This is a genomic window from Streptomyces aidingensis (assembly GCF_900112355.1).
GTDB classification, from domain to species: Bacteria; Actinomycetota; Actinomycetes; order Streptomycetales; family Streptomycetaceae; genus Streptomyces; species Streptomyces aidingensis.
Map to the genome: position 1 here is coordinate 1 of NZ_FOLM01000017.1, position 18,175 is coordinate 18,175.

The window sequence follows — 18,175 nt, forward strand, 5'->3', positions numbered from 1 at the left end:
ACCCGCGCCTCCGGCAGGACCCACAGCGTCCAAGCCCGCTTCGCCCGCAACGACCGCCTCGCCGATGCCCTCCAGAGACAAGCGTTCTCCGCCATCAACACCTCGCCCGGCGCTCGGCGCTACTACGACAAGCAGCGCGCCCGCGACTCGGGCTACAACCCCGCCCTGCGCCAGCTCGGCAACCGCCTCGTCGGCATCCTCCACGGCTGCCTCAAGACCCGTACCCACTACGACGAGGCCACCGCGTGGTCACACCACGCAACCCCCACCACCGCCGCTTGACATCAAAACGCCATGGGATGTCTGACCGCGCGGGCCGCGCCACCGGCCGCGCCACCCGCGCATTTCGAACACATTCGCGTTGACACTGTTGACGATCCGCATCAACACGGTGGTCAGCACCGTCACTTGAGGCGTCTCCCCACAGCCGGGCCGTCATTCTGGTAACCGCGTGATTACGGAAAGGCTCGACCTCGGGAGGCGAGATGCTCGGCGGTGCCGGTATGACCACGGTCGCCGGATGGCGGGGCCTGATCGGCGCCCGCGTCCGGGACACCACGACCGAACGCACGGGACTGCTGATGGACGTCCTCAAGGAACCGGTTTCCGCCCCGGGCTGCGCCACCGTCGCCTGGGCCGTGCGCGCGTACCTGCGCCCCGTGCAGGGCGGCACCGAATGGGTCACCGACCCGAAGAACCTCGAGGTGATCGAACCTCATGCCCTCCACCGGCCGGTCCGGCACCCTGCCGCCGGAGCCCCCTCCCCCGACCCCGCCTCCGTCCCGGCCCCCGTCCCCGGCCTGCGCCCATCCCCGGCCGCCGCGGAGCCTCCCGGGTAGGACCGGCAAGTGGTGCCCCGACTGCGGCCACCAGATCTACCTGTGAAGGACCGGCAGCGGCAGCCGCCGCTCCCGGGCCGCAGGCCGCGGGCCGCGGGCCGCCGGGTCAGTCCGTCGGCCCGGGCCGGCCGAGGGAGAGCAGGGCCCGGGCCACGGTGCGCAGTTCCTCGTCCGGGCGGGTCTGCCCGGCCGAGGGCTCGGCGCTGAGCAGGCGAAGCGGGGAGCCGGCGAAGGAACGCAGGGCGGGGCGCAGCTCCCCGGGAACCCGGCCGATGGCGGCAAGCGCCCGGAGGGCGCGCAGACCGTACGGGGTGGGGCCGGCCACCGCGGCGAGAACGGAACAGGCGGGCTCCGGGGAACCGGTGATCCAGTAGTGCGCCTCGGCGGCCGCCGTCCGAGTCCACTCGTAGCCGGCCGTCAGCAAGGGCTCGACGAGGGGCAGCAGTGGAGCAGCGGCCCTGCCGAGCGGCTCCAGGCTGCTCAGGTGCCAGTGCACCGGCCCCCGGGCGGAGAGCAGGCCCTCGAAGGTGCTGAGCGCCGGGCCGGCCTCGCCGGTCAGCCGGTAGTGGGCCACGGCCGCCGCGGCGCTGAGCGAGGAGTCGGAGCTGAGCGCGGCGGTCCGCAGCAGGGAGGTGATCCCGGGCGTCGCCATGCCGTTGAGCCCGAGCTGCCGGGCGGCGACGATGGCCGCGCGACCGGTCCGGAGGCAGTCGGCCAGTTCGGGCTGGGCCCGGCGGGCGGCGGCGCCGAGCGGCGCCAGGGCCGCGACCAGGTCGATGCCCGCGTTTCCGGCGGCGCCCGCCGCCAGTTCGCGCCGGATCACGGGTATCAGCCGGTCGGCCGCCTCCGGGAAGGACCGGGCCGCCGCTTCGACCGCCTCGGCCCGCGGATTGTCCAGGACCAGGTCCAGGGCGCGGGCGTCGCGGGCACGGATCAGGGCGAGCAGCGCCGGTTCCGCTGTCTCCGGCTCCCCTTGTGCGTAGCGGTACAGGGTGTCCCGGAGGCCGGCGCCGGGCTCGGGCAGGAGCCCGATCCAGCGCCCGATGGTGCCCAGGCAGTGGGAGAGCGCGCCCGCGTCCTTCTGGTGCGGCAGGGCGGCGAGGAGAAGTTCCAGGACGGCGGGCTCCCGGTCGCGCCAGGCGCCGGCGATCTCCCCGGCGAGCCAGGAACCGCGCGCGTCCGCGTCCCCGGCGGCGATCCAGCGGGCGGCCACCGCCAGTCCGGCGTCCGCGTCCCGCATGACCAGGTGGCAGAGATGCTCGTCCGGGGTGATGGCCCCGCGCCACGGGAAGCCGTCGCCCTCCGGGTCGGGCTCGGCGCCGTCCGCGGCGATGATCTCCACCAGCCCGGCCGGATACGGCGGCCCGGTCCGTTCGGCGGCCAGGACGGCCGCGGCGAGTCTGACCTCGGGCAGCGGGCTGTCCACAGGCTCCAGCGGCCGGCCGAGCCGGTTCAGGGCGACCAGTGCGTCCGCCCGCACCGCCGGGACCGGGTCGGTGGTCCACAGCGCGTGGACCCGTTCGATCACCGAGGCGGACAGCTCGTCCGGGAGCAGCCCGGCCACGCTCACGACGGCCCGGAGCGCCGCCCGGCGCACCCCGCGCCCGGCATCCTCCAGGCAGGGCAGCAGCTCCGGGAGTTCCCCGCACAGCTCCGCGCAGACCGCGCCGGCCGCACTGCCGGCCCAGTGCGGCGAGGCCCGCTCCGCCGGGTCGTGGTCGGCGAGGAGGGAAAGCAGCATCAGCAGCTCCTCGCGCCTGCCCGTCACGTGCCGCGCGGCGTGGACGAGGAAGGGGACGGCGGGCGCCGACGCCGGGTAGACCGAGCCCTGGTGGTGGATGGTGGCGAGGAGACCGTCGAGCGCCGCCCCGGCGGTCTCCTCGTCGTCCTGGTAGAGCGCCCTGATCAGCTCCGGCACATCCTCGGCGGAGCCGTAGGCATGGGTCAGGGACTGCCACTGGACGGTGTCCAGCTCGGCCGGGGATTTCATGGTCCGCACTCCTCGGACGATCGGATGCACCGACCGTACCGGGCACCACTGACACCGCCCCCCGGCCCCGGCAGGGGGCCGGGGCCGTGCCCGTTGGGCCGGGCGGGGCCGGGTCAGTCGGCGGGGGCGGGGAGGGTGAGGAGGGCGAGTTCGGGGCCGGTGGCCAGGCGGGGGTGGGCGGGCAGGACGCGGACGGTGAAGCCGAAGGGACCCGTCCGGTCCAGGGGGAGTTCGCCGGCATAGGTCCAGCGGCCGTCCAGATCCGGGTGGCCGCCGTCCGGCTTGAGGGTGACCACGGCCGGGTCGGCGAGCGTGTCCTCGGCGTCCACCCGGCCGGTGACGGCCTGGACCTCCACATCCGCCGGTTCCAGCTCGCCCAGGCGGACGCGGACCGAGACCGGGATCACCCCGCCCAGAACGGCCGGTTCGTCCCCGGAGTCGACATGGTCGACAAAGACCCGGGGCCAGCCGTTCCGGACCCGGGAGACATATCCGGCGAAGGCGTCGGCGGCGCCGGGGGCGGCCAGGGCGCGGTGTGCCGCGGTGGCCGGGCGGTAGAACTCCAGGACGTAGTCGCGCAGCATGCGGTCGGCGAGGATCATGGGCACCAGCCGGGTCAGGGTGGCGCGGACCATGGCCAGCCAGCGGGCGGGCGGGTCGCCGCCCCGTCCCCGGTCGTAGAAGCGGGGGACGATCTGCTCCTCCAGCAGGGCGTAGAGGCCGGCGGCCTCCACGGCGTCCCGCCGGTCGGGGTCGGCGGCGGCCGGGCCGTCGGCGGTGGGGATCTCCCAGCCGAAGTCCGGGTCACAGGCCTCGTCCCACCAGCCGTCCCGGACGGAGAGGTTCAGGCAGCCGTTCAGGGCGGCCTTCATGCCCGAGGTGCCGCAGGCCTCCAGCGGGCGGAGGGGGTTGTTGAGCCAGACGTCGCAGCCGGCGTAGAGGGTCCGGGCCATCCCCATGCCGTAGTCGGGGAGGAAAACGATCCGGCGGCGCAGCAGGGGGTCGTCGGCGAAGCGGACGAGTTCCTGGATCAGGCGTTTGCCGCCCTCGTCGGCCGGGTGGGCCTTGCCCGCGACCACGATCTGGACCGGCCGCTCGGGGTGCAGCAGGAGGCGGCGCAGCCGCTCCGGGTCCTTGAGCATCAGGGTGAGCCGCTTGTAGGAGGGGACCCGGCGGGCGAAGCCCAGGGTGAGCACGCCGGGGTCGAAGACCTCGTCGATCCAGCCCAGCTCGGCCTGCCCGGCGCCGCGCTGCCGCCAGGAGGCGCGCAGCCGGGCGCGCACCTCGTGGACCAGGCGCTCGCGCAGGGTGCGGCGGACCTCCCACAGTTCGGTGTCGGAGGCGTGGGCCGGGTCGTGGGCGGACATCTCGTCGGCGGTCCAGGTGGCCGCGTGCACCCCGTTGGTGACATGGCCGATGGGCACTTCGGCGGGGTCGAAGCCGGGCCACAGGCCGTTGAACATCTCCCGGCTGACCGCGCCGTGCAGCCGGGAGACGCCGTTGGCGCGCTGCGCGGTGCGCAGCCCGAGCAGCGCCATGTTGAACTGCGGCGGTGTGCCGGGGGCCGAGCCGGTGCCGGAGCCGGCGACGGTGGTGCGCTCGTCCTCCCGGCCCAGGGCGAGCAGCCGCTCCCGGTCCGGCCCGGCATCCTCGGCGCCCTCGCCCAGGTGACGGGCGACCAGGTCGAGCGGAAAACGGTCGATGCCGGCCGGCACCGGGGTGTGGGTGGTGAAGACGGTGCCGGCCCGGACCAGGCGCAGCGCCGCGTCGAAGCCGGTGCCGGCCTCGGCGAGTTCCCGGATGCGTTCCACGGCGAGGAAACCGGCGTGGCCCTCGTTCATGTGGAAGACCTCGGGCTCGGGGTGGCCGCTGATCCGGCAGTAGGCGCGCAGCGCGCGCACCCCGCCGATGCCCAGCAGCAGTTCCTGGAGCAGCCGGTGCTCGGTGCCGCCGCCGTAGAGCCGGTCGGTGATGTCGCGTTCGGCCGGGCCGTTCTCGGCCAGGCCGGAGTCGAGCAGCAGCAGCGGGACCCGGCCGACCCTGGCCTGCCACACCTGGGCGTGCAGGGTCCGGCCGCCGGGCAGGGCCAGCATCACCCGGACGGGGGCGGCGCCGCCCGGCTCGGTGAGCAGTTCCAGGGGCAGCTCGTGCGGGTCGAGGACGGGGTACTGCTCCTGCTGCCAGCCGTCGGCGGACAGGCTCTGCCGGAAGTAGCCGTGCCGGTAGAGCAGGCCGACGCCGATCAGCGGCACGCCCAGGTCGCTGGCGGCCTTGAGATGGTCGCCGGCCAGGATGCCCAGGCCGCCGGAGTACTGCGGCAGGGCGGCGGTGATGCCGAACTCGGGCGAGAAGTAGGCGACGGCGCGCGGCAGGTCCGCACCGGCCTGCTGGTACCAGCGGGGCTCGGTCCGGTAGTCGCGGAGGTCGCCGGCGATGACGGTGAGCCGGCGCAGGAAGCCGCGGTCCCCGGCGAGCTCGGACAGCCGGCCGGCGGACACGGTGCTGAGCATGCGGACGGGGTCGCCGCCGGCCGCCTCCCAGCCCTCGGGGTCGACGGATCGCAGCAGTTCTCGGGTCTCCGCATGCCACGACCAGCGCAGGTTGAGCGCCAGCTCGTGGAGCGGACGCAGCGTTTCCGGAAGGACAGGACGAACAGAGTATCGACGAATGGCCTTCACCATTCGAAGGTAGCGGCGGGCGCCCGGGGCGGCGAGGGCATATCGGGGGTTCGAGTGATGACGCCACACCAATGGAACGCCCGCGCGGCCGGCGGGCGGGCTCACACCCGGTGCAGCACCGGGGCGGCGAGGTCGCCGGTGGGGCGCAGGGTGCCGGCGGCGATCTCCTCCGCCCAGTGGCAGGCGACCCGGTGGCCGGTGCCCGCGCCGCCCGCGGGGCGCAGCGCGGGCCGCTCGTCCGCGCAGCGGGTGGGCTGCTTCCAGGGGCAGCGGGTGTGGAAGCGGCAGCCGGCCGGCGGGTCGGCCGGGGACGGCAGATCGCCGGTCAGCAGGATGCGCTCCCGCCGGTCCTCGGCCTTGGGATCGGGCACCGGCACGGCCGACATCAGCGCCTTGGTGTACGGATGCCGGGGCGTTCCGTACAGCTCGTCGCCGGGCGCCTCCTCCACCAGCGAGCCCAGATACATCACCCCGATGACATCGGAGATGTGCCGGACCACGGCCAGGTCGTGGGCGATCACCAGATAGGTCAGGCCCATGGCGTCCTGGAGTTCCTCCAGCAGATTGAGCACCTGGGCCTGGATGGAGACGTCCAGCGCGGAGACCGGCTCGTCGCAGATGAGCAGGTCGGGTTCCAGCACCAGCGCGCGGGCGATGCCGATGCGCTGCCGCTGGCCGCCGGAGAACTCGTGCGGATAGCGGGAGAGGGAGCCGGCGGGCAGGCCGACCCGGTCCAGGATGGCGCGGATGCGTTCCCGCCGCTCCTTGCGGCCGGCGCCGATGCCGTGCGCGGCCATGCCCTCGGCCAGGATCGACTCGATGTTCTGCCGGGGGTTGAGGCTGCCCAGCGGGTCCTGGAACACCATCTGGAGCCGGCGCCGGGCGCGGCGCATCTCCCCCTCCGGGAGCTTCGCCAGGTCGGTGCCGTCGAAGACCACGGAGCCGGCGGTGATGTCGGTCAGGCGCAGGACCGCCCGGCCCAGGGTGGTCTTGCCGCAGCCGGACTCGCCGACCAGGCCGTAGGTCCGGCCGGCCGGGACGGACAGCGAGACGCCGTCCACGGCCCGGACATGGCCCACCGTGCGGTCGAAGACGACCCCCCGCCGGAGGGGGAAGTGCACCTTGAGGCCGGAGAGAGTCAGCAGCGGCGCGGGCGGGGCCCCCTGGGGCGGGACCGGAGCGGCGGACGCCGGCCCGGACCCGGACACGGACGCGGACGCCGGCTCGGGCCCGGACGCGGACGCGGATGCGGACTCGGACTCGGTCATTCGGCCTTCTCCTTGGTCGCGGAGGCCGCCGGGGCCGCCCCCGGCGGTTCCGACGGGGGGTGCGGGGGATGCCCGGGGCGCGGTTGCCCGTCCCGTCGCGCGGCGTCCGGCGCCGTTGCCGTGTTCACCGGGTGAACACAGCGCACCAGATGGCTCCGGGGACCCGGCACGGCCGCGTCCGGGGCCGGCGCCTGAGCCGGGGTGCCCTCCAGGCAGGCCGGTGAGAAGTGGTCGCAGCGCGGGGCGAAGGCGCAGCCCTCGGCCCAGGCGATGGTGTCGTTGACGGAGCCGCGGATCGGCTTGAGCGGCTGTCCGCGCGGCGCGTCCAGCCGCGGGATGGAGGCCAGCAGGCCGTGGGTGTACGGGTGGGCGGGGGCGGCGAACAGCGGGCGCCGGGCGGCGGCCTCCACCACCTTGCCGGCGTAGAGCACATTGACCCGGTCGCACAGTCCGGCGACCACGCCGAGGTCATGGGTGATCATCAGCAGCGCGGTGCCCTCCTGGTCGACCAGTTCCCGCAGCAGTTCCAGGATCTGCGCCTGGATGGTGACGTCCAGGGCGGTGGTCGGCTCGTCGGCGATCAGCAGCCGGGGCGCGCAGGCCACGGCCATGGCGATCAGCGCGCGCTGCCGCATGCCGCCGGAGAGCTGGTGCGGATACTCCTTCAGCCGCCGCGCGGGGTCCGGGATGCCGACGCGGTCGAGCAGATGGGCGGCCTCGGCGCGGGCGCGCTCGCCGCGCAGCCCGCGGTGGCGGCGGAGGATCTCGGTCACCTGGACGCCGATCGGCACCACCGGGTTGAGCGAGGACAGCGGGTCCTGGAAGACCATGGCCAACTGGGTGCCGCGCAGATCCCGTATCCGGGCGTCGTCCAGGGCCAGCAGGTCGGTGGAGCCGTCGAGCAGGGCGCGCCCGCCGGTGCGGACGCCGCGCCGGGGCAGCAGTCCCATCAGGGCCAGCGAGGTGACGCTCTTTCCGCAGCCGGACTCGCCGACCAGGCCGACGACCTCGCCGGCACCGATGTCGAAGGAGACGCCGGAGACGGCGGTGACGTCCCGCCGCCCGCGGGCGGTGAAGGTCACCGTCAGGTCCTCGACCGTGAGCAGCCGTGTGGTCATGGGGCATCAGCTCCGCAGTTTGGGGTCGAGCGCCTCCCGCATGGCCTCGCCCAGCAGGGTGAAGCCGAGGGCGGTGATGATGATGCCCAGCGCCGGATAGACCGCCATCATGGGCGCCTGGTCGAAGAACCGCTGTGCCTGGGCCAGCATCACGCCCCATTCCGGCTGGGCGGCGTCCGGGTTGCCCAGGCCCAGGAAGGACAGGGCGGCGGCCTCGATGATGGCGGTGGCCAGGGCGAGCGTGGACTGCACGATCACCGGGCCGAGCGAGTTGGGCAGCACATGGGCCAGCACGATGCGGCGCCGCCGCACCCCGAGCGCCCGGGCCGCCAGCACATAGTCGGAGTTCGCCTGCGCCAGCATGGAGCCGCGCAGCAGCCGGGCGAAGACGGGGATCTGCACCACGCCGACCGCCACCATCACCGTGGTCAGGGACTGGCCCATGATGGCGGCGACGGAGACCGCCAGCAGCAGCGAGGGCAGCGCCAGCAGCATGTCGGTGAAGCGCATCACCACGGTGTCCACGGTGCGGCCGGCCCGGCCGCCCAGGGCCAGGGCGGCACCGGAGAAGCCGCCGATCAACGCGCCCACGGTGAAGCCGATCAGCGTGGCCACGACGCCGACCAGCAGTGTCTGCCGGGCGCCGACCAGCATCCGGGAGAGTTCGTCCCGGCCGAGATGGTCCAGGCCGAGCCAGTTGCCCGAGCGCGGCCCGACGAAGATGCCGCGGTTGGGGAAGACCTCCCCGCGCCAGGTCTGCGCGGTGGGGCTGTAGGGGGCGATCCAGGGGCCGATGACGGCCAGGACCAGGAAGACGGCCAGCACGCCCAGGCCGATCAGGGCGGTCTTGTTGGCGCGCAGCCGGCGCAGCGCCTCCACCCACAGTCCGGAGCCGGTGCTGGTGTCGGTGCGGGCGGTCAGTTCGGCCAGCCGGTCGATCCGGTCCTTTCTGCGGGACGTCACCGCCGTCCCGGCGGCCGTCCCGGCGGGCGGGGCGGGGCGGGGCGCGTCGCCGTCCGGCGGGGTGGCGCCGGTGGTCTCGGTACCCATCTCAATGCACCCGCACTCTCGGGTCGATCAGGCTGTAGGTGAGATCGACAAGCATGTTGATCAGCACATAGGCCAGCGCGATGAACAGGATGAAGCTGGTCAGCACGGGATAGTCGCGGGCGTCGATGGCGTCCCGGATGAACGAGCCGATGCCGTTCCAGGCGAAGACGGTCTCGGTGAGCACCGCCCCGGACAGCAGGGAGCCGGTGAGCAGGCCGATGGCGGTGATCACCGGCAGCAGGGCGTTGCGCAGCACATGCCGGCCGCGCACGGTGGCCCGGTGCAGGCCCTTGGACTCCGCGGTGCGCACATAGTCCTCCTGGAGCACCTCCAGCACACTGGCCCGGGTCATCCGGACGATGACGGCGAGCGGGATGGAGGACAGCGCCACGGCGGGCAGCACCAGATGCCACAGGGCGTCGGCGGAGGCGTCCCATTCCCGGGTGAGCAGGCCGTCCAGCACCGCGAAGCCGGTGACCTCGGTGGCGTCGATGCCGGTGGTCAGCCGCCCGGAGCTGGGAAACCAGCCGAGGGTGACGGCGAAGATCTCCTTGAGGATGAAGGCCAGGAAGAAGACCGGGACGCAGATGCCGAGCAGCGAGCCGGAGACGGCCCCGGCGTCCAGCCAGCTTCCGCGCCGGCGGGCGGCGAAGTAGCCGAGCGGGATGCCGGCCACCACGGCCAGCAGGATGGCGGACAGGCCCAGTTCCACGGTGGCGGGGAAGCGCTGGGTGAATTCGTCCCAGACCGGGCGGCCGGTGCGGGTGGAGTCACCGAAGTCGAGGGTGATCAGATCGCGCAGAAAGATGCCGTACTGCTCCCACAGGGGCTTGTCCAGCCCGAGCAGCCGTTCCATCTGGATGCGGTCGGCCTCGGTGGCGCGTTCCCCGAGGCGGGCGGTGACGGGGCCGCCGGGGAGCTGCCGAAGCCAGACGAAGAGCAGGACGGAGAGCCCGAACAGGGTGGGTACGAGCTGGAGCAGCCTGCGGACGATGAGACGCAACACGCGGGTTGTCGCCCCTTTCTTGCGTGCGGTTCTTGCTCGCGGTGGTGGCTCGCGGCGGTGCCCGGGCGGCCCCGGGCGGCCGGAAGCGGCCCGCCCGGCCACGGCGTCCCGTGGCCGGGCGGACGCGGGCGGGACCGGCCCGGCCGGGGCTCAGGCGAAGGAGCCCTCGGCGAACTTCTCCTGGGTCAGGGGCGACACGGTGGGCGGGTTGACATCGGGTGAGAAGGCGATGGACGGGGGCGAGGAGGAGATCGGGACGCCCGGCAGGAAGTCCATGATCATCCTGTTCAGCTCCCGGTACATCTCCACCCGGGTGGCCACATCCGGCTCGACAGCGGCGGCGGCCATGGCGTCGAAGAGTTCCTGGTTCTCGAAGCCCCACTCCTTGGAGTAGCCGTCGAACCAGGTGCCCAGGAAGTTGTAGGCGTCGTTGAAGTCACCGGTCCAGCCGAGGAGATAGAGGTTGCAGCCGCCGGCCCGGGTGGTGTCCAGGTAGTCCGGGCTCCACTTCATGGGCTTGGGCGAGACGGTGATGCCGGCCGCCTCCAGGTCGGCCTTCAGCAGCTCGTACATGTCGGCCGGGGCGGGCATGTACGGGCGGGTCACCTCGGTCGGGTAGCAGAACTCCAGCGACAGATCCCCGGCGCCGGCCTCGGCCAGCAGGTCCTGGGCCTTGGCGGTGTCGTACTCGTAGGTGGTGACGTCCTCGGCATAGCCGTCCACGGTGTCCGGTATGAACTGGGTGGCCACCACGCCGCCCTCGGGCAGCTGGGTGTCCACCAGGGTCTGCCGGTCCAGGGCGTGGGCGATGGCCCGGCGCACCCGCAGGTCCTCAAGGGCCGGGTCCGACTCCTGGGTGATGCCGAGGTAGAAGAGGTTGAACACGCCGCGGGTCGGCACCTGGAAGCCTGCCTCCGTCAGCGCGTCCACATCGCCCGGTGCCACCAGGTCGTAGCCGTGGATCTCGCCGGCCTCCAGGGCCTGCCGGCGGGCGCCCTCGTCGGAGATGGTGCGGAAGACGATCTCGTCGAAGCCGGCCGGCTCGCCCCAGTAGTCGTCGAACCGGCTGATGGTGACCTCGCCGTTGCTCTTGTCCCAGGACTCGTAGCGGAACGGGCCGGTGCCGGCGATGACGATCTCGCCGTCGTGCCCCTCGCCCTGGCTGTAGGCGGGGTAGTTGATGTTCTCGCCCTCGCCGCTGGCCTCGTCCTCGGCGTAGGCGTCGAGGGACTTGGGCGAGTGGATGGCGAAGGCGGCCAGGGAGAAGGCGCCGGGGTAGACCGCGGACGGCCTGGCGACCTTGATCACCGCGGTGAGGTCGTCGGGGGCCTCGCAGCCGGCGTAGTTGGGCTCCGGCGCCTCCTCGTTCTGGTTCTCCGCGAAGCCGCCGAACTCGGCCTGCCAGTAGTAGGTCAGCGCGGTGGCCTGGTAGGTGCCGGTGAAGTTGAACCAGCGGTCGAAGTTCTGGCAGACCACCTCGCCGGTGAGGGCCTCCCCGTCGTGGAAGGTCACGCCCTCGCGGAGGTGGAAGGTCCATTCGGTGCCCTCGGGATTGGACTCCCAGGTCTCGGCCAGGCCGCCGACCATCTCGGTGCCGCCGGACTCGTGGTCGATCAGGGTTTCCAGCACCTGCCGGGTGATCCGGAAGGTCTCGCCGTCGCTGGCCAGCGCCGGGTCCAGGGAGGCCGGGTCGCCGGCGGCGGCGAAGACGAACGCCTCGCCGTCGTCCGCCGAGTCGTCGTCCCGCTCGCTGGTGGCACAGGCCGAGGCGGCCAGGCCGAGGGCGGTGACGGCCGCGATGAGGACGGCTGCGCTCCTGGTTCGGGATCGGAGTGCGGATCGGACTGCGTGCATGTCCCACCTCAGGGTGTCGGGGTGGCCGGCTGGAGCAACGCGCGTCAATCACCCCGGATGTGACCGGGGTCACCCCCACCGTCCGGATACCGGGGAGGTGCCCGCACATTACTGCGCAAGTCCATAGTTGTGAACGTCAGCCGGTTGGCCGATACCGACCCGAAACCCAGCGTTTCCAGGAGGCCCCGCGGTCATCCGCTTTCTGTGCTTCGAGCAGATGTTCCCGCGATCAACCGTTCTACGATTCGTTTTCCGACTGGACACGAGTAAGTCACACTGGGCCGGATTGTCCTTGCCGGTCCGATGGGCAGGTTATCGGCGTCGCCTCTCTTCGCACTGCCTCCTCGCTGGTCCCTCAGCGGCCTTTGATGGCCCCTTGCCCCTTGCTCCTGCCGACGGCGTGCACGGCGCACCGCGCGGGCGCACGCTGCCCCGCGACGCCACGCCGCCGGTCCACCCCCACCCGAGTGACGCGCACCGGAGCCGCCATGCCCGCAACCCACCAACCCCCGCAGAAACCGATACAAAGGACAAAGCTTTCCACTTTCCCGGAAATAGCCCCATATACCAACGCTCAGGGTGATTCCCATATGATCGGTCGCATCCCCGTCCTTGACGTCCAGCCGCTCGTCGACTGCGGGCGCCGCCCGGTCAAGGCGGTGCCAGGCGAAACGTTCCTGGTGACAGCGACCGTGTTCCGGGAGGGACACGAGGCGGTGGGGGCCAATGTGGTGCTGCGCGACCCGGCCGGACGCGCCCGGCCCTGGATCCCGATGCGGGAACTCGCGCCCGGCACCGACCGCTGGGGCGCCGAGGTCACCCCGGACTGCGAGGGCCGCTGGACCTATGCGGTGGAGGCGTGGGGCGATCCGCTCACCACCTGGCGGGAACACGCGGAAATCAAGATCCCGCAGCGCATCGACACCGAGCTGATGCTCGCGGAGGGCGCCGAACTGCTGCGCCGGGCCGCCGCCGGGGTGCCCAAGACGGCCGGCAGGGCCCTGGTGACCGCCGCCGCCCGGGCCCTGAAGGACACCGCCCGCGACCCCGACGAGCGGCTTTCGGCGGCTCTCGGCCCGGAGCTCACCGCCGTGCTGGAACGCCACCCGCTGCGCGAACTCGTCAGCGCCTCCCGGCCGTTGCCGATGACCGTGGAGCGCGAGCGGGCGCAGTTCGGCTCCTGGTACGAGATGTTCCCGCGCTCCGAGGGGGCCGTCGCCGAACCCGGGCAGACGCCGGTGTCCGGCACCTTCCGCACCGCTGCGGAGCGGCTGCCGGCCATCGCCGCCATGGGCTTCGACGTGGTCTATCTGCCGCCGGTCCATCCCATCGGGGAATCCTTCCGCAAGGGCCGCGGCGGCACGCTGACCGCCGGCCCGGACGATGTGGGCTCGCCCTGGGCGATCGGCTCGGCGGCCGGCGGCCACGACGCCGTCCACCCGGACCTGGGCACCCTGGCCGACTTCGACGCCTTTCTGGCCCGGGCCCGCGGGCTCGGCCTGGAGATCGCCCTGGACTTCGCCCTCCAGTGCAGCCCGGACCATCCGTGGGTGAAGGAGCATCCGCAGTGGTTCCGCAGGCGGGCCGACGGCACCATCGCCCACGCCGAGAACCCGCCCAAGAAGTACCAGGACATCTACCCCGTCCACTTCGACGACGACTTCCGCGGGCTGGTCACCGAGACGCTGCGCATCCTGCGTTTCTGGATGGCCCGCGGGGTGCGGATCTTCCGGGTGGACAATCCGCACACCAAGCCGGTGGTGTTCTGGGAGAAGGTGCTCGGTGAGATCAACCGCACCGACCCGGACGTCATCTTCCTCTCCGAGGCGTTCACCCGCCCGGCGATGATGCGGACCCTGGCCCAGATCGGGTTCCAGCAGTCCTACACCTATTTCACCTGGCGCAACACCAAGGAGGAACTCACCGAGTATCTGACCGAACTGAGCGGCGAGTCCGCCGCCTGGATGCGTCCCAACTTCTTCGTCAACACCCCCGACATCCTGCACGCCTTTCTCCAGCACGGCGGACGCGCCGCGTTCGAGATCCGCGCCGTGCTCGCCGCGACCCTCTCCCCGAGCTGGGGCATGTACGCGGGATACGAGCTGTGCGAGGCGACCCCGGCGCGGCCGGGCAGCGAGGAGTACTGGGACTCGGAGAAGTTCGCGCTCCGGCCGCGCGACTGGGAGGCCGCCGACCGCAGCGGCACCTCCCTCACCCCGCTGATCACCCGGCTCAACGAGCTGCGCCGCGCACATCCGGCACTCCAGCGGCTCCGTGGACTGCGGTTCCACCACACCGACAACGAGCACATCCTGGCCTACTCCAGGCGCACCCGCCGGGCACCGGCCGGCGGGAGCGCGGCGGAACCGGGCACCGGGAGCGGCGGCCACGCCGGCGCCGGCGACGACACGGTACTGGTCCTGGTCAACCTCGATCCGCACCATGTCCACGAGTGCACGGTGTCGTTGGACCTGTCGGAGCTCGGCCTCACCCCCGCCCAGCGCGAGGGCGCCGAGTCCTTCCCGGTGACCGATGAACTCACCGGGGAGACCTATCACTGGGGCAGGGACAACTATGTGCGCCTGGGGCCGGACGGTCCCCCGGAGCTGCGGCGACGCGGCGGAACGCGGGTGGCGCACATCCTCTCCCTGCGACCGTCCTCACAGACCGGAGGGTCACCCAACCATGAGCGTCAATGAGCCGGTTCTCGACACGTTCGAGGACACGCCGTACCGCGACCGCGATCCCGAGTGGTTCAAGCGCGCGGTGTTCTACGAGGTGCTGGTGCGGTCCTTCAAGGACAGCAACGGAGACGGAGTAGGGGATCTGAAGGGCCTCACCTCGAAACTCGATTACCTGCAATGGCTGGGGATCGACTGCGTCTGGCTGCCGCCCTTCTTCGCCTCACCGCTGAAGGACGGCGGTTACGACGTCTCCGACTACACCTCGGTGCTCCCGGAATTCGGCGACCTGGCCGATTTCGTGGAGTTCGTCGACTCCGCGCACCAGCGGGGCATCCGGGTCATCATCGACTTCGTCATGAATCACACCAGCGATCAGCACCGCTGGTTCCAGGAGTCCCGCCGCGACCCGGGCGGCCCGTACGGCGACTACTACGTGTGGGCCGACGACGACACCGGGTACGCCGACGCACGGATCATCTTCGTCGACACGGAGACGTCCAACTGGACCTTCGATCCCGTGCGCAAGCAGTACTACTTCCACCGGTTCTTCTCGCACCAGCCGGATCTCAACTACGAGAACCCCCGGGTGCAGGAAGAGGTCCTCTCGGCCCTGCGGTTCTGGCTCGACCTCGGCATCGACGGCTTCCGGCTCGACGCGGTCCCCTATCTGTACGCGCAGGAGGGCAGCAACTGCGAGAATCTGCCGGCCACCCACGAGTTCCTGAAGCGGGTGCGGGCGGAGATCGACAAGCACTACCCGGACACCGTGCTGCTGGCCGAGGCCAACCAGTGGCCGGAGGACGTGGTCGACTACTTCGGCGACTACTCCTCGGGCGGCGACGAATGCCACATGGCCTTCCATTTCCCGGTGATGCCGCGGATCTTCATGGCGGTGCGCCGGGAGTCCCGCTACCCGGTCTCCGAAATCCTGGCCAAGACCCCGCCGATCCCCACCAAGTGCCAGTGGGGGATCTTTCTGCGCAACCACGACGAGCTGACCCTGGAGATGGTCACCGACGAGGAGCGCGACTACATGTACGCGGAGTACGCCAAGGATCCGCGGATGCGCGCCAACATCGGCATCCGGCGGCGGCTGGCCCCGCTGCTGGACAACGACCGCAAGCAGATCGAGCTGTTCACCGCGCTGCTGCTGTCGCTGCCCGGCTCCCCGATCCTCTACTACGGCGACGAGATCGGGATGGGCGACAACATCTGGCTGGGCGACCGGGACGCGGTGCGCACCCCGATGCAGTGGACCCCGGACCGCAACGCCGGCTTCTCCACCTGCGACCCGGGCCGGCTGTTCCTGCCCAACATCATGGACCCGGTCTACGGATACCAGGTCACCAATGTGGAGGCGGCGATGAGTTCGCCGTCCTCGCTGCTGCACTGGACCAAGCGGATGGTGGAGATCCGCAAGCAGAATCCGGCGTTCGGGCTGGGGTCGTACACGGAGCTGGAATCGTCCAATCCGGCCGTGCTGGCCTTTCTGCGGGAGCACGGCGACGACCTGGTGATGTGCGTCAACAACTTCTCCCGCTTCTCCCAGCCGACCGAACTCGACCTGCGCGCCTGGCGGGATCACTATCCGGTGGAACTGATCGGGCAGGTGACCTTTCCGCGGACCGGGGACCTGCCCTATCTGCTGACCCTCGCGGGCCACGGCTTCTACTGGTTCCGGCTGCGCCACCGGACGGTCTGACCGCCCGTCCGTCGCGCCGTTTCCGGTATGCGCTCCCTCAGCGGCGGTACCCCGGAGTACGGAACGCGGCTTATCTGCCGTATGGGCCCGGGCGGTTCACGCGGTTACCCCCGGGCCCCTCAGGGAACGCTCCCTATACCGCACCGTCACCCAACCCTCAAGCCCCCGTAAGTGTGACGGAGCCCTCACTCGCACGGCCGGTCCTCCACGACACGTCCCGCACCGCCGGGCAGCCAACGCCGCAATCCGGGACACTTCTCCATATATTCATCGTGCCCCGGGGAAAGGACGCCATGTCGGAAAGCTCCGCATCCCGGACGGCACCACCCCGGCTCCCACTGGCCGCCGCGCCGCATGGCAGTGCCCTCTTCCGTTCCCTCACGGGGTTGCTCGCCCGCTGGCTGCCCCGCCAGCGCTGGTACGCCGGCAAGGGCCGTCCGCTCGGCGGACTCACGCTGATCTCGGCCACCGAGCTGCTGCCCTGCGGTGCCGGGGCGCCCACCCCGGGCCTGCTCCATCTGCTGATCGGCGCCCATCCCCAGGGCGCCCCCGAGGAGGCGCAGGGCGTGACCGGCGCCGGCGACTGCTACCAACTGCTGCTCGGGGTGCGCACCGTGCTGCCGCCCAATCTGGCCACCGCCCTGGTCGGCCGGCCGGCCGAGGGCCCGCTGTGCGGGCGGGCGGTCTATGAGGCGCTGCACGATCCCCGGCTGACGGCCCTGCTGCTGGAACGTTTGCGCGCGCCCGGCCGGCTGGGCACGCTGCGCTTCGAGCGCGCCCCGGAGGTGGCCATCGCCCCCGGCCAGGTCCCCCGGGTGCTGAGCGCGGAACAGACCAACTCCTCGATCGTCTACGGCGAGGCGCACATTCTGAAGCTGTTCCGGCGGGTCAGCCCGGGCGTCAACCCGGATCTGGAGCTGCCCCGGGCGATGGCCCAGGCCGGCTGCTCCCGGGTGCCCGCCCCCTCCGCCTGGTTCGAGGCGTATCTGCCGCCGGCCGCGGGGGCGGGCGGCGAGCCGCCCGGCGGCGGCTTCACCGAACCCCTCACCCTGGGCGTGCTCCAGCCCTATCTGGCCGGTTCCTCGGACGGCTGGCAGCTCGCCTGCAAGGCGCTCAGCCTGCGCACCGACTTCAGCTCCGCGGCGCACGCCATCGGCCGGGCCACCGGCGAGGTGCATGCGGCGCTGGCCGCGGCCCTGCCCACCACCGTGCTGGACGGGCCCGAACTGGAGCGCACCGCGCGCGGCATGAACGAGCGGCTGGAGGCCGCCGCCGCGGCCGTCCCCCAGTTGCGGCCGTACCGCACCGGGCTGCGCCGCGCCTTCGACCAGCTGTCCGCGTACGGCGCGGGCGGCGGGCGGTGCACCGCGCAGCGGCTGCACGGCGATCTGCATCTGGGCCAGGTGCTGCACGGCGGCAACGGCGGCAGCCGCTGGTCGATCATCGACTTCGAGGGGGAGCCGGCCCGGCCGATCGCCGAACGCCGCCGGCCGCAGCCGCCGGTGCGGGACATCGCCGGGATGCTGCGCTCCTTCGACTACGCCGCCTGCCAGCACCGGGCCTCGGGCGCCTGGACGGCGGCCTGGGCGCGCGCCAGCCGGGCCGCGTACTGCCGCGGCTATGCCGAGGCCAGCGGCCGGGACCCGCTGCACCAGCCGGAACTGCTGCGCGCCTACGAGATCGACAAGGCGATCTACGAGGTGCTCTACGAAGCCCGGCACCGGCCCTCCTGGCTGCATGTGCCGATGGCCGCCATCCGCCGGCTGGCCGCCGCCGGGCCCTCGTGACCCCGCCTGTCCCCGTGTGTCCCGCTGTCCCGCTGTCCCGCTGTCCCCCGCCTGTCCCCGCGTGTCCCCCTGTGTCCCCCTGTGTCCCCCGCCCGCGCCGCCACCCGAACACCGTCAGCCCACCCTCATCCTCAGGAGGTTCCCGCGTGGCTTCCCGCCCGGACTCCCCCGGCTCCGCGCCGAGCCCGTCCCCCCGCAA

At 72.4% G+C, this 18,175-nt stretch carries 11 protein-coding genes and 1 pseudogene; 5 read left to right on the plus strand and 7 right to left on the minus strand.

Going from position 1 to position 18,175, the window contains the following annotated elements:
• Nucleotides 1-282 (plus strand): annotated as a pseudogene (locus BM242_RS23725) (IS110 family transposase); the annotation flags it as partial.
• Between the two features lie 221 nt (nucleotides 283-503).
• A complete protein-coding gene (locus tag BM242_RS23730) occupies nucleotides 504-839 on the plus strand; it encodes a hypothetical protein (protein ID WP_139238424.1) in 336 nt (111 codons plus the stop codon).
• Between the two features lie 106 nt (nucleotides 840-945).
• Here BM242_RS23730 and BM242_RS23735 read toward each other — a convergent pair whose 3' ends face one another.
• The 7 genes from BM242_RS23735 to BM242_RS23765 all read right to left on the minus strand — a co-directional run bounded on the left by BM242_RS23735 (nucleotide 946) and on the right by BM242_RS23765 (nucleotide 11,803).
• On the minus strand, nucleotides 946-2,829 hold the full coding sequence (locus BM242_RS23735) for a hypothetical protein (protein WP_093840965.1): 1,884 nt from the start codon (nucleotides 2,827-2,829) through the stop codon (nucleotides 946-948).
• Between the two features lie 113 nt (nucleotides 2,830-2,942).
• Nucleotides 2,943-5,507 carry an alpha-glucan family phosphorylase gene (glgP, locus tag BM242_RS23740; protein ID WP_093841042.1) on the minus strand — a complete coding sequence of 855 codons (2,565 nt, stop codon included), beginning with the start codon at nucleotides 5,505-5,507 and terminating at the stop codon, nucleotides 2,943-2,945.
• A gap of 101 nt (nucleotides 5,508-5,608) precedes the next feature.
• Nucleotides 5,609-6,775, minus strand: a complete 1,167-nt coding sequence (locus tag BM242_RS23745) for an ABC transporter ATP-binding protein (RefSeq protein WP_093840966.1) — start codon at nucleotides 6,773-6,775, stop codon at nucleotides 5,609-5,611.
• On the minus strand, nucleotides 6,772-7,893 hold the full coding sequence (locus BM242_RS23750; protein WP_093840967.1) for an ABC transporter ATP-binding protein: 1,122 nt from the start codon (nucleotides 7,891-7,893) through the stop codon (nucleotides 6,772-6,774). Before BM242_RS23750 ends, BM242_RS23745 begins: the two co-directional genes overlap by 4 nt.
• A 6-nt stretch (nucleotides 7,894-7,899) precedes the next feature.
• The gene (locus tag BM242_RS23755; protein WP_093840968.1) at nucleotides 7,900-8,943 is read right to left on the minus strand and encodes an ABC transporter permease; all 1,044 of its coding nucleotides are present in this window, start codon (nucleotides 8,941-8,943) and stop codon (nucleotides 7,900-7,902) included.
• 1 nt (nucleotide 8,944) lies between these two features.
• The gene (locus tag BM242_RS23760; RefSeq protein WP_093840969.1) at nucleotides 8,945-9,949 is read right to left on the minus strand and encodes an ABC transporter permease; all 1,005 of its coding nucleotides are present in this window, start codon (nucleotides 9,947-9,949) and stop codon (nucleotides 8,945-8,947) included.
• Between the two features lie 150 nt (nucleotides 9,950-10,099).
• A complete protein-coding gene (locus tag BM242_RS23765; RefSeq protein WP_093840970.1) occupies nucleotides 10,100-11,803 on the minus strand; it encodes an ABC transporter substrate-binding protein in 1,704 nt (567 codons plus the stop codon).
• A 590-nt stretch (nucleotides 11,804-12,393) separates the two neighbouring features.
• Between BM242_RS23765 and BM242_RS23770 the strand changes: the two genes are divergently transcribed.
• The 3 genes from BM242_RS23770 to BM242_RS23780 all read left to right on the plus strand — a co-directional run bounded on the left by BM242_RS23770 (nucleotide 12,394) and on the right by BM242_RS23780 (nucleotide 17,976).
• The gene (locus BM242_RS23770) at nucleotides 12,394-14,502 is read left to right on the plus strand and encodes an alpha-1,4-glucan--maltose-1-phosphate maltosyltransferase (RefSeq protein ID WP_175541551.1); all 2,109 of its coding nucleotides are present in this window, start codon (nucleotides 12,394-12,396) and stop codon (nucleotides 14,500-14,502) included.
• Complete coding sequence (treS, locus tag BM242_RS23775; RefSeq protein WP_093840972.1) at nucleotides 14,489-16,189, plus strand: maltose alpha-D-glucosyltransferase; 1,701 nt, start codon at nucleotides 14,489-14,491, stop codon at nucleotides 16,187-16,189. The genes BM242_RS23770 and treS overlap by 14 nt, the downstream gene beginning before the upstream one ends.
• A 293-nt stretch (nucleotides 16,190-16,482) precedes the next feature.
• Complete coding sequence (locus BM242_RS23780; protein ID WP_093840973.1) at nucleotides 16,483-17,976, plus strand: maltokinase N-terminal cap-like domain-containing protein; 1,494 nt, start codon at nucleotides 16,483-16,485, stop codon at nucleotides 17,974-17,976.
• Nucleotides 17,977-18,175: the final 199 nt, after the last annotated feature.